Here is an 11,849-nt window from a genome sequence, read left to right on the forward strand (position 1 = left end):
AAGTCCATTCTTGCACCGTATTTTGGAGAGGAAGACCGGATGGACAGCATTCTTGCGCTCATGCAGGACCCGGCCGCCTGGATCGCGCTCATCACGCTCATCGTGATGGAAGTCGTTCTCGGTATCGACAACCTTATTTTCATCTCGATCCTGACGAACAAGCTGCCCGCCGAGCACCGGGTGCAGGCCCGCCGCATCGGCATCGGCCTGGCGCTGGTCATGCGCCTTGCGCTGCTCGGCACCATCGCCTGGATCGTCCAGCTCACCACCCCGGTCTTCGAGGCCTTCGGCCACGGCTATTCGTGGAAGGACATGATCCTGATCGCCGGCGGCCTTTTCCTCGTCTGGAAGGCGACGAAGGAAATCCACCACAATGTCGACCCGGTCGACCACAAGGAAGACATGGTGGGCGGCGCGGTATCGTCGACCTTCGCCTCCGCCATCGGCCAGATCCTGCTGCTCGACCTCGTCTTCTCCATCGACAGCATCATCACCGCCGTCGGCATGACGCCTCACCTGCCGATCATGGTGGTCGCCGTCGTCGTGGCCGTGACCGTCATGCTGGTCGCTTCCAACCCGCTGGCCAACTTCATCGAGAAGAACCCGACGATCGTCATGCTGGCGCTCGCCTTCCTGCTGATGATCGGCACGACGCTGATCGCCGAAGGCATGGGCTTCCATGTGCCGAAGGGCTACGTCTATGCCGCCATGGCCTTCTCGGCGATCGTGGAAGTGCTCAACATGATCTCACGCAGGGCGCGGCAGAAGAGCAAGCCGGGCGCGCACTGAAACATGAAACCGGCGGGAGAAATCCCGCCGGTTTCATTTCGCAAATCTGTCGAAGACAGGCCGGACGGGTTGGGAGCTCGCCTGCCATTTCGTTGGCCACGGGGAGAAACCGGAAAAATCCCCGTGTCCTCCATCTCCGTCATGTCCGGTTGACACGACCTGCCTTCCCTTGGCAAATCTTCTGACGGGTGGATTGTTCCGCAAAAGTTTTGAACGGTTGGGCCGCTTGCGGCGGAACCGGGACGACGTGCAGGGAATTCATGCCGAGCATCGTCCCGCCGCACGGACCCGAACATGACCCTAGAGCAGACCTTCGCCTTCGTCGTCATCGCGCTGATGATGGCGGCATTCATCTGGGGAAGGTTCCGCTACGATCTGGTCGCCTGCTGTTCCCTGCTTCTGGCGCTCGCCCTCGGCATCGTGCCCTTCGACAAGGCCTTTTCCGGCTTTTCCGACGATATCGTCATCATCGTCGGCAGCGCGCTGATGGTGAGCGCGGCGGTCGCCCGCTCCGGCATCGTCAACATCGTCGTGAAGCGCTTCTTCCCGAATCTCACCTCCAAGCGCAGCCAACTCGCACTGCTGCTCGTCTCGGTCGCGGTGCTCTCGGCCTTCATCAAGAATATCGGCGCGCTCGCCATCATGATGCCGCTCGCCTTCCAGTTCTCCCGCAAATCCGGCGCGCCCGCCTCGAAATTCCTGATGCCGATGGCCTTCGCGGCCCTGCTCGGCGGCCTGATGACCCAGATCGGCACCTCGCCCAACATCGTCGTCTCGCGGCTGCGGCAGGAAATCACCGGCGAGAGCTTCACGATGTTCGACTTCACGCCGGTCGGCGCCACGCTCACGGTGTGCGGCGTGCTCTTCATGCTGTTCTTCAACCGCATCGTGCCCGAGCGCACCAACAACAATGCCAGCATCGAGGAATCGCTGGAGGCAGCCGCCTATTCCTCGGATGCGACCGTGGAGGAAGGCTCGCCCTCGGTCGGAAAATCGCTCAACGACATCCTGAAGAACGGCGACGGCGAGGTGATCGCCACCGCGATCATCCGCGGCCACGTCCACATCGCGCCGTTGCCTGACGTGCGGCTCATGACGGGCGATACGGTCCTGATGGAGGGCACGGCCAGCGCGCTCGACAAGGTGGTTTCCGCCACCGGTCTGACGCTTTCCGGCAAGCCGATCCGCGCCGGGCGCGGGGAAGCCGGCGAGATCAGCGCCATCGAGGTGGTCGTGGGCAACGAATCCCGCCTCATCGACATTTCCGCGCGCTCCATCGCGCTCTTCCACTCCTACGGCATCAACCTGCTCGCCGTCAGCCGGCAGGGCCAGCGCCTGCGCGAAAAGCTCTCCGAGGTGCGCCTGCGCCCCGGCGACGTGATCGTGGTGCAGGGCAACAACCGATCGCTGCCGACGCTGCTGCCGGAACTCGGCCTGCTTCCCCTCGCCCAGCGCGAGATCCTGCTCGGCGCGCCGCGAAGGGCGATCATTCCCGTTCTGATCCTGATCGCCGCCATGGCGTCCACCGCGCTTGGCTTCGTTCCGGTCGCGACCGGCTTCTTCGCCGCCGCCGTCGCCATGGTGCTGTTCCGCGCCGTGCCGTTGCGCGAGGTCTACGGCGCGCTCGACGGGCCGATCCTCGTCATGCTCGCGGCCCTCATCCCGGTCTCCGACAGCCTGCGCACGACGGGCGCGAGCGAACTCATCGCCGGCTGGCTCGGCGATGTCGCCGTGCACCTGCCGCCTTTCGGCGCGCTCGCGCTCATTCTTCTGACCGCCATGGCCGTGACGCCCTTCCTCAACAATGCCGCGACAGTGCTCGTCATGGCCCCGATCGCCGCAAGTTTCGCCGGGGCGCTCGGCTACAGGCCGGAGGCCTTCCTGATGGCCGTGGCGATCGGTGCGGGTTGCGACTTCCTCACCCCCGTCGGCCACCAGTGCAACACGCTGGTCATGGGCCCCGGCGGCTACAAGTTCGCCGATTATCCGCGCGTCGGCCTGCCCCTCTCTCTTCTCATCGTCATCGTCAGCGTGCCGACGCTGCTCGCCGTCTGGCCGGTGCAGTAGGCAAACCCGAGTTTTTCTTGACGCGCCGGGCTGAATATGGTCTCACCCAGCCCAACGGAAAGCCTCTTCCCGCCGCTCGAAACGGCGAAAATCCGGGCTATCCTCTCCTGAAATGTCACGACAGGCCCTATCATGAGCACATCCGGCGTTCGCGTCCGCATCGCACCCTCCCCGACCGGCGAGCCGCATGTCGGCACCGCCTATATCGCGCTGTTCAACTACCTCTTCGCCAAGAAGCACAACGGCACCTTCATCCTGCGCATCGAGGATACGGACGCCACGCGCTCGACGCCGGAATTCGAGCAGAAGGTACTGGACGCGCTGAAATGGTGCGGCCTCGAATGGTCGGAAGGCCCCGATATCGGCGGCCCCTACGGCCCCTACCGCCAGTCCGACCGCAAGGACATCTATCGTCCCTATGTCGACAAGATCGTCGCCAATGGCCACGGCTTCAATTGCTTCTGCACGCCCGAGCGGCTGGAGAAGATGCGCGAGGAGCAGCGCGCCGCCGGCAAGCCGCCGAAATATGACGGCCTGTGCCTCCACCTTTCCGCAGAGGAAGTGACGAAGCGCGTCGAAGCCGGCGAGCCGCATGTCGTGCGCATGAAGATCCCGACCGAGGGTTCGTGCAAGTTCGTCGACGGCGTCTACGGCCCGGTCGAGATTCCGTGGGATGCGGTCGACATGCAGGTCCTGCTCAAGGCCGACGGCATGCCGACCTACCACATGGCCAACGTGGTCGACGACCACATGATGAAGATCACGCATGTGGCGCGCGGCGAGGAATGGCTCGCCTCGGTGCCCAAGCACATCCTCATCTATCAATATCTCGGCCTCGAGCCGCCGGTCTTCATGCACCTGTCGCTGATGCGCAATCACGACAAGTCGAAGCTGTCGAAACGCAAGAACCCGACCTCGATCTCCTATTATTCGGCGCTCGGCTACCTGCCGGAAGCGCTGATGAACTTCCTCGGCCTGTTCTTCGTGCAGATCGCCGAGGGCGAAGAGCTGCTGACCATGGAACAGCTCGCCGAAAAGTTCGACCCGGAGAACCTCTCCAAGGCCGGCGCGATCTTCGACATCCAGAAGCTCGACTGGCTGAACGGCCGCTGGCTGCGCGAACAGCTTTCCGAGGAAGAGTTCACCCAGCGCGTGCTGGCCTGGGCGATGGAGAACGACCGCGTCCGCCAGGGCCTGAAGCTCTCGCAGTCGCGCATTTCCAAGCTCGGCGAACTGCCCGATCTCGCCGGCTTCCTCCTGAAGTCGGATCTCGGCCTGACGCCGGAGGCCTTTGCGAAAGTGAAGTCGACGCCGGAGGAAATCCTCGAAGTGCTGAACCAGGTGCAGCCGGACCTCGAAAAGATGCCGGAATGGACCGTCGAGAGCATCGAGGCGGAACTGCGCGCCAGCGCCGACAGGCTCGGCAAGAAGCTGAAGGTCGTGGTGGCCCCGCTCTTCGTCGCCGTCTCCGGCTCGTCGCGCTCGCTGCCGCTGTTCGATTCGATGGCGATCCTCGGCCGTTCGGTCGTGCGCCAGCGCCTGAAGGTCGCCGCGCAGGTCGTCGCCTCGATGGTCGGTAGCGGAAAGTAAGGACAGAGAAGAATGAACGAGAAGACAGAAACCGCCCTTTCCTCCGATCCGACGGAAGTCCGCCGCCAGAAGCTCGACCAGCTTCGCCAGACGGTCGGCGACGTCTATCCGGCGCATTTCCACCGGACGATGACCAATGCGGAGCTGGCTGCGAAATACGAGACGCTTGAACTCGACACGGAGAGCGGCGACGTCGTGACCGTGGCCGGCCGCGTCTATTCCTCGCGCAATTCCGGCATGTTCATGGACATCCATGACGCCTCCGGCAAGATCCAGATCTTTTCCCACAAGGACACGACGCCCGAGGAAGCCCGCGCGCTGCTGCCGATGATCGACCTCGGCGACATCATCGGCGTCACCGGCCTCGTGCGCCGCACCAAGCGCGGCGAACTGACGATCAACGCGCAGGAGATCGTCATGCTGACGAAGACCCTGCTGCCGATGCCCGAGAAGTGGCACGGCGTTGCCGATGTCGAGATCCGCTACCGCAAGCGCCACCTCGACATCATGACCAACGAGGAATCCAAGCTCCGCTTCCAGCAGCGCTCGAAGATCGTTTCCGGCATCCGCCGCTTCATGGAGAACGACGGCTTCATGGAAGTCGAGACGCCCATGCTGCATTCGGTCTATGGCGGCGCGACGGCCGAGCCCTTCAAGACGCACCACAACACGCTGAAGCTCGACATGTTCCTGCGCATCGCGCCGGAACTGTTCCTCAAGCGCACGCTGGTCTCCGGCCTCACCGACAAGGTGTTCGAGATCAACCGCAACTTCCGCAACGAGGGCGTGTCGACCCGGCACAATCCCGAATTCACGATGATGGAGTGCTACTGGGCCTATGCCGACTACGAGGACATCATGGACCTCGTGGAACGCCTGTTCGCCGAGCTTGCGGTGAAGATCCACGGCTCGACCGAGTTTGCCTACGGCGACAAGGAAATCTCCTTCAAGGGACCGTTCAAGCGCGTGCCGATGCCCGACGCCGTCAGGCAAGCGACCGGCATCGACTTCCTCGCGATCAAGACGGACGAGGAGGCCCGCGCCGCCGCCAAGGCCGCCGGCTTCGAGGTGGAGAAGGACTGGACCTGGGGCGAATGCCTCGCCTTCATCTTCGAGGAGAAGGTCGAGCCGACGCTGATCCAGCCGAGCCACGTCACGCACTTCCCGAAGGACATCTCGCCCTTCGCCAAGGAAGTGCCGGGCGAACCGCGCCTCGTCGAGCGTTTCGAGACCTATTGCAACACCTGGGAACTCGGCAACGCCTTCTCGGAACTGAACGACCCGGAAGAGCAGCGCGCCCGCATGGTCGAGCAGCTCGAACAAGCCCATGCCCGCGGCGAGAAGGCCAAGCAGCTCGACGACGAATTCCTCGACGCCATCGACCAGGGCATGCCGCCCGCCGGCGGTCTCGGCATCGGGGTCGACCGCCTGATCATGCTGCTCACCAACGCGCCATCGATCCGCGACGTCATCCTCTTCCCGGCGCGCCGGGCGAAGAACGACTGAAGGGAAGCCCCTCCCCAACCCCTCCCCACAAGGGGGAGGGGCTTACCTCGCCTCTCCGTTCGCGTTCAAATTTGATCGGTGAGCAAGCCTTCTCCTTTCTCCCCCCTTGTGGGGGAGATGCCGGCAGGCAGAGGGGGACTTACGCCTCGATCGACACGTCGCCGATCGGCCGCGAGCAGCAGGCGAGGATATAACCCTCCTCGATCTCGTCATCGAGAATGCCGCCATTGTGCCGCATCTCGACCTCTCCCGAGACCTTCATCACCCGGCAGGTGCCGCAAAGGCCGCCCTCGCAGGCCGCGCCGATGCGCACGCCGGCGGCGCGTGCCGTCTGCAGGATCGTCTGGCCGGGCGGGCACTTGGCGTCCTTGCCGGCCATGGTGAAGGTGACGGTGGAGACGGCCCCGGCATCCGGCTCGCCCGGGCCGGCGCGAACGGCGATTTCTTCCGGCGCCGGGGCGTTGGCCGGCTGGAAGCTTTCCTCATGATAGCGGTCCATGTTGAAGCCGCAGACCTTCAGCATGTCGCGCACGCCGCGCATGAAGGGCTCCGGGCCGCAGCAGAAGACGGTGCGCTCACGGAAATCGGGGGCGAGCAGCGAGAGGCGGGCCGCATCGATCCGCCCGCGCAAGCCATGCCAGCCGTCGCGCGGATTGTGGCTCTCGACGACGAAGCCGAGCGCGAGGTTCGGCATCTGCGCGGCGAGACATTCGAGCTCCGCCTTGAACAGGAGGTCTTCCGGCTTGCGGGCGCAAGAGACGAAGGCGACGTCCGACTGCGGCGCGCAGTCCGACATCCAGCGCGTCATCGACATCATCGGCGTGATACCAGAGCCGGCCGAGATGAAGAGGTACTTTTCCGCCGGATAGCGCACGAAGGAGAAGTCGCCGAGCGGCCCGAACGCCTTCAGCTTCATGCCGGGACGCAGGTTGTCGAACATCCAGCGCGTGCCGATCGAACTCTTCTGCGCCTTCACCGTGACGGCGACGGAGAAGGGACGCGAGGGCGTCGAGGAGAGCGTGTAGGTGCGCATGACCGGCTCGTCTTCCGACACCGGCAGCTCCAGCGTGACGAACTGGCCCGGCAGGTACCGGAACCAGTTGTCGCGATCCGAGCGGAAGGTGAAGGTCATCACGTCGGCCGTCTCCACCGTCACGGCGGTGCATTCCAGCAAGTGCTGGCGATCGTTCCATGGCTGGAGTCCATCGAAGTGACGGAAGTGGCTGGCGGCGGTCATCTCATGCCACCCGCGAAAGCGGCTTCTTGGCGCCGTCGAGCCGCTCGATCATGAAGTTGCAGTACCATTCGACGAACTGCATGACGCCGCCCTCGTCCTCCGGCGAATAGGGGCCTGGCTGGTAGGCGGGCGAGCGGATGCCGAAGGCGTTTTCCTCGACGATCCGGCGATCCTGGTCGTTGGTCTCGGTCCAGACATGGGTGAGCTCGTCGAGACGGTAATCGACGCCTTCCACCGCATCCTTGCTGACCAGCCATTTGGTGGTGACCTGCGTCAGTTCAGGGCCGAGCGGCAGCACGCGGAAGGTGATGGCGTGGTCGGCGAGAACGTGGTTCCACGTCGACGGATAATGGAAGAGCAGCAGCGTGCCGATATGGCTCTCCAGCACGTCGTTGGAGAGTGGTCGCTGGACGGCGCGCGCGCCGGACATGGTGTAGCTCTCGGCATCCTGGATGAGCGGCATGCGCGCGGCGCGGAACTGGCCGGTCGGCGAGATCCTGAATTCGCTCGGCAAGCCCTGGGCCTCGCAACGCGCCCAATGCTCGGCGATGACGGGATCATCCTTGGCGCCCTGCACGCCGGTCGCGCTCGGCGCTTCCGGATAGGTGCGGCAGAGTTCCGGATGGTTGGCGGCGCAGTGGTAGCACTCGCGGTTGTTCTCCCAGACGAGCTTCCAGTTGCCCTTCTCGATGATCGTGCTTTCGAAGGCGACCTTGGTTTCGCCGAGGCGGTGGCGGGCGAGATAGGGCTCGACCAGGGCGCGGAAGGGCGCAAAATCCGGCGCCTCGTCAGCAAGGCAGATGAAGATGTAGCCGCCGACGGTCTGGCAGTTGATCTGCTTCAGGCTGTGCTGCGTCCTGTCGAAATCCTCCGCCATGTGGCGGGCGAAGAGCAGCGAGCCGTCGAGTTCGTAGGTCCACTGGTGGTAGGGACAGACGAGCTTGGCGGACGAGCCCTTGTGCTGGGTGCAGACGCGCGAGCCGCGGTGGCGGCAGGAATTGTGCAGCGCGCGCACCATGCCCGAGCGGTCGCGGGTGATGACGACCGGATAGTCGCCGACCTGCACGGTGAAATAGTTGCCGGCTTTCGGGATTTCGCAATCATGGCCGATGAACAGCCAGTCGCGATACCAGATCGTCTCCAGGTCGAGCTTGTAGTGATCGGGGTCGATGTAGAAGGCCTGCTCGAGGCTGTAGCCGTCGCGCCGGTTCTTGAGCTTGCGGAGCACGTCGCTTCTGATGTCCATGCCGGTGTCCTCGAAATATCCAGATTGCGGATGAAGCGCACGGAAGGAGACGGCATTCGGGCGGCAGGCGCACCGGTTGCACGCTTCCCGGCCGCCCGCCGCAGCCAGTCACGATCGATACTCCAGGCTGGTTTCCGGGCTGAGGAGCGTCCCTTCGGACCATCGCAGCGCCTTCCCAGACCCTTGGGTCCAGTGGCTTTTGCCGCGTCTTCTCCAACACCGTTGCGGGGGCAGCGCCGGATTTCAACCGGCTTCCCAATTCTCCGCCCTCTTTCGAGAGCGGCACCTTGAGTGTCCTTATCTAAGCGCAAGACTTCTCCGACAGCATGTCGAAAAGCGACACGCCGTCATGATTTGACGACAGTCAAATACGACAGAAGAGCAACACCTTGCATCTGTACTTTTCTTACATATCAAGGCGATATGCATTCTTTTTCGGCAGACCGCCCACGCCTTCGGCATGATGTATTCGACGGGACGACTGTTGTCATATTGCGACCACAAAGCCTGACCCGCAGGAATGGGGACGCAGGCGGAAAGGAATGCTTAACGACGTTTCCATAAACTTTCCGGCAATCCGGACGCGGGGCCGGGCGCGAGCATGGAGTACGGGGCGTGCAGCAGACGAAATTCCGATATTACGATGCCGTCGCCTTCAAGCGCGCGAACCCGCCGAAAGCCGCCGTGCACACCGAATTCCTGCGCACCGGCCGCATCGACCGCAGTTTCGGCTGGAGCCCGACGGAGAAGCGCTATCTCAGCCACCAGGAGGTTGCCGAGCGCACCGGCCGCAAGCTGGAACGGGCCGGCAGCGTCACCCATGACCGCATCAACGGCTTCCACCAGTCCATCCAGTTCCCGAAGCTGATCTTCCACCGCACGCTGGCCGAAACGCCGCATCTCGGCTATTGCCACATCACGGTGGCCAAATCCCGCTTCGCGGAATTCGAGAACGTGCAATGGGCCTTCTACATGGCCAATTTCCTCGCCGAGATCGGCGACGACGAGCAGTTCTTCGCCGGCATTTCCAAGAAGCCCGGGCGCATGTATTTCGCCGTCGCCATCGCGCCGACGGAGGAGGAAGGCCGCCTCAAGATCGACCGCAAGGTGCGCGGCAACGGCGTCATCTTCCGCACCGACGATCCGAAGCTCGCCATGAAGAACGTGCTGATGCTCGGCGCCCGCAACGAGGCGCTGCGCAAGATCATCCGCGCGCTGTGACCGCCGGTCAGGCCCGGTAGAGCATCCATTCCTTGCCCGCCGGCACCTCGTCGCCGCGGCCGTAGACGACCACCCCGTCTCCTCCCCCTGCCCTGGCTTCGGCAAGCGCGCGCTCGCAGGCCGAGGCAAGGTCGAGCGCGCTGTCGGCGCGATCCGACATGCAGACCCCGGCCGAAAGCGTCAGGTGGCCGAGATTGCGGCCGGTGCGCGGATCGCGCAGCGCCATCGTCTGGAAGGCGGCGCGCAGGAGATCGATCAGCCGCGTCACCTCGCTCTCGTCCGATGTGTGGAAGAGGAAGCCGAAGCGCAGGCCATCGAAGCGGACGGCAAGGTCGCTTGCCGGAAAGGCCTGGCGGATGAGGCCGCCGTAGAAGCTCACGAGGTGGTCGGACAGCGCCTCGATCTGCCCGGGCGAAAAACGGCGCTCGGCATCGATCTCGGCGACGGCCACGCCGCACAGCATCGGCAGGTCCGGATTGGCGTAGACGCGGGCGAGCGCCTTGTTGAAGGCGCGACGGTTGCCGAGCTTCGTCGGCGGATCGATGAATTTCGTCGCCTCGAATTCCGCCATCTCCTTCTGGATGCCCTCCATCGCGGCCGATTGCGCGGCAACCTTTTCCGCCATTTCCGCCGTGTGGCTGACGCGCAGTTCCGTCGCCCGCTGCAGGGCTTCGAGCGAGCTGCCGAGCGCGCCGCCGGCCTCGCGGATGACCTGCGAGGCCTCGCCGATCAGGCGGCCGTAATCGTTGAGCGAGGAGCGCTCCTGGCTGAGCAGGTCCATGAAATTGCTCATCTCGCTGCTGATCGCGCCCGCCGAGCGCTGCAGCACGCTCGCCTCGTGCTGGTGCGGCAGGTACTTGCGGCCAAGCTCGTCGAGGGCGGCCTGCGTCTTGTACTTGCCGAGCGCGATGAAGTCGCGCACCAGCTCCGGATTGCCGCCGGCATAGGCCTCGTAGACCAGTTCGTAGTTGCGCGGCAGGCCGTCGATGCCCATCTGCTTCATCGCCGTCGCGATCCGCAGGGCGATGTCGGTCGTCGAGGATTTCTTGTGCGCCATCAATGGAGACCTGTGTGCGGGATGTTCAACCTCTCCTAGCAGGCCGCTCTTTCGGTGGGTCTAATCCGGTCGCTCGAATTTTAGGCAAGCGGGCGGCCCTTGGCATTTGCCGGCAAAGCCCTGTATGGAAGCCGGAAAGACGGAAGGACGGCATGGCTGAGATCGTTGATACGCGCATGGATGCGGAGGCGGCGCTGGCGCGGGCCGCGAAGACCCTCGGCCGCGGCGTGCCGGTCGCCATTCCCACCGAAACCGTCTACGGCCTTGCCGCCGACGCCACCAATCCGCTGGCGATCACCCGCATCTATGAAATGAAGGGCCGGCCGCGCTTCAACCCGCTGATCTGCCACATGGCCGACCTTGCCATGGCGGAGCGCCACGCGGTGTTCGATCCCCTGTCGCGCAGGATCGCCGAGGCCTTCTGGCCCGGCCCGCTGACGCTGGTGGTGCCGATCCGCCCGGACAGCGCCATCCATCCTCTGGCGCGCGCGGGCCTCGACACCGTCGGCATCCGCGTGCCGACCGGCATTGCCGGCCGCCTGATCGCCGCCTTCGGCCGGCCGCTCGCCGCCCCGAGTGCCAACACGTCCGGCCGCATCAGCCCGACCAGCGCGCGCCATGTGGCAGACGATTTCGGCGGCAAGCTGGAACTGGTGCTCGACGGCGGCCCTGCGGTCGTGGGGCTCGAATCCACCATCCTCAAGGTCGAGGGCGAGACGATCCGGCTGCTCAGGCCCGGCGGGCTCGACGCGGCGGATGTCGAGCGGGTCACCGGCCGCCCCGTCCTGCGCAAGGAGGCCGGTGCGAGCATCGAGGCGCCGGGCATGCTCGCCTCGCACTATGCGCCCGACGCGCCGGTGCGCCTCGACGCCCGCGACGTGCGGCCCGGCGAGGTGCTGATCCGCTTCGGCGGCAAGGCGCTTCCCGGCGAGGCGCAGGCCGCGCTCGTGCTCGACCTCAGCCCGGCCGGCGACCTCGCCGAAGCCGCCGCCAACCTCTTCGGCTACATGAAGCAGGCGGATGCGGCGGGCGCACGCGCCATCGCCTTCTCGCCGATCCCCGCGAGCGGCCTCGGCGAGGCGATCAACGACCGCCTGCAACGCGCCGCCGCGCCGCGCGGCTAGTGAGGAAGACGA

The 11,849-nt window shown here is 64.9% G+C and carries 9 protein-coding genes and 1 riboswitch; of the genes, 6 read left to right on the forward strand and 3 right to left on the reverse strand.

The features are described from left to right. Positions 1-39: 39 nt before the first annotated feature. From Q9316_RS15430 to lysS, 4 genes are all read left to right on the forward strand, one after another. Complete coding sequence (locus Q9316_RS15430; protein WP_306032460.1) at positions 40-789, forward strand: TerC family protein; 750 nt, start codon at positions 40-42, stop codon at positions 787-789. Between the two features lie 294 nt (positions 790-1,083). Then, positions 1,084-2,856, forward strand: coding sequence for an SLC13 family permease (locus tag Q9316_RS15435; protein WP_306032461.1), 1,773 nt, complete (start codon positions 1,084-1,086; stop codon positions 2,854-2,856). Positions 2,857-2,988: 132 nt separating this feature from the next. Further along, a complete protein-coding gene (gltX, locus tag Q9316_RS15440) occupies positions 2,989-4,446 on the forward strand; it encodes a glutamate--tRNA ligase (protein WP_306032462.1) in 1,458 nt (485 codons plus the stop codon). Between the two features lie 12 nt (positions 4,447-4,458). Continuing rightward, a complete protein-coding gene (lysS, locus tag Q9316_RS15445; RefSeq protein WP_306032463.1) occupies positions 4,459-5,952 on the forward strand; it encodes a lysine--tRNA ligase in 1,494 nt (497 codons plus the stop codon). A gap of 139 nt (positions 5,953-6,091) precedes the next feature. Here the strand turns inward: lysS and Q9316_RS15450 are convergent, their stop codons facing one another. Both Q9316_RS15450 and Q9316_RS15455 read right to left on the reverse strand, forming a co-directional pair. Then, positions 6,092-7,189 (reverse strand): hybrid-cluster NAD(P)-dependent oxidoreductase, encoded by a 1,098-nt coding sequence (locus tag Q9316_RS15450; protein WP_306032464.1) that lies wholly within the window; start codon positions 7,187-7,189, stop codon positions 6,092-6,094. 1 nt (position 7,190) lies between these two features. Continuing rightward, positions 7,191-8,435: an aromatic ring-hydroxylating oxygenase subunit alpha gene (locus tag Q9316_RS15455; RefSeq protein ID WP_306032465.1), complete on the reverse strand. Its 1,245-nt coding sequence runs from the start codon at positions 8,433-8,435 to the stop codon at positions 7,191-7,193. Positions 8,436-8,543: 108 nt separating this feature from the next. Next, positions 8,544-8,740: riboswitch (cobalamin riboswitch) on the reverse strand. A 310-nt stretch (positions 8,741-9,050) separates the two neighbouring features. On the opposite strand from Q9316_RS15455, the gene Q9316_RS15460 reads away from it, so the two are divergent. Next, the gene (locus tag Q9316_RS15460; protein ID WP_306032466.1) at positions 9,051-9,656 is read left to right on the forward strand and encodes a DUF6656 family protein; all 606 of its coding nucleotides are present in this window, start codon (positions 9,051-9,053) and stop codon (positions 9,654-9,656) included. A gap of 7 nt (positions 9,657-9,663) precedes the next feature. On the opposite strand, the gene Q9316_RS15465 is transcribed toward Q9316_RS15460, so the two are convergent. Continuing rightward, positions 9,664-10,713 (reverse strand): GGDEF domain-containing protein, encoded by a 1,050-nt coding sequence (locus tag Q9316_RS15465; protein WP_306032467.1) that lies wholly within the window; start codon positions 10,711-10,713, stop codon positions 9,664-9,666. A gap of 152 nt (positions 10,714-10,865) precedes the next feature. Here Q9316_RS15465 and Q9316_RS15470 point away from each other — a divergent pair, with 152 nt between their 5' ends. After that, the gene (locus tag Q9316_RS15470; protein WP_306032468.1) at positions 10,866-11,837 is read left to right on the forward strand and encodes an L-threonylcarbamoyladenylate synthase; all 972 of its coding nucleotides are present in this window, start codon (positions 10,866-10,868) and stop codon (positions 11,835-11,837) included. The last annotated feature ends 12 nt before the right edge of the window (positions 11,838-11,849 follow it).

Origin of the sequence: Shinella zoogloeoides, assembly GCF_030733845.1 — a bacterium.
GTDB lineage: Bacteria > Pseudomonadota > Alphaproteobacteria > Rhizobiales > Rhizobiaceae > Shinella > Shinella zoogloeoides_C.

Bases quoted from the DNA above. Each gene is read 5' to 3' on its own strand.
- Q9316_RS15450 (WP_306032464.1), bottom strand. From the start codon at position 7,189: ATGACCGCCGCCAGCCACTTCCGTCACTTCGATGGACTCCAGCCATGG.
- lysS (WP_306032463.1), top strand. From the start codon at position 4,459: ATGAACGAGAAGACAGAAACCGCCCTTTCCTCCGATCCGACGGAAGTC.
- Q9316_RS15430 (WP_306032460.1), top strand. From the start codon at position 40: ATGGACAGCATTCTTGCGCTCATGCAGGACCCGGCCGCCTGGATCGCG.
- Q9316_RS15465 (WP_306032467.1), bottom strand. From the start codon at position 10,713: ATGGCGCACAAGAAATCCTCGACGACCGACATCGCCCTGCGGATCGCG.
- Q9316_RS15435 (WP_306032461.1), top strand. From the start codon at position 1,084: ATGACCCTAGAGCAGACCTTCGCCTTCGTCGTCATCGCGCTGATGATG.
- Q9316_RS15455 (WP_306032465.1), bottom strand. From the start codon at position 8,435: ATGGACATCAGAAGCGACGTGCTCCGCAAGCTCAAGAACCGGCGCGAC.
- Q9316_RS15470 (WP_306032468.1), top strand. From the start codon at position 10,866: ATGGCTGAGATCGTTGATACGCGCATGGATGCGGAGGCGGCGCTGGCG.
- gltX (WP_306032462.1), top strand. From the start codon at position 2,989: ATGAGCACATCCGGCGTTCGCGTCCGCATCGCACCCTCCCCGACCGGC.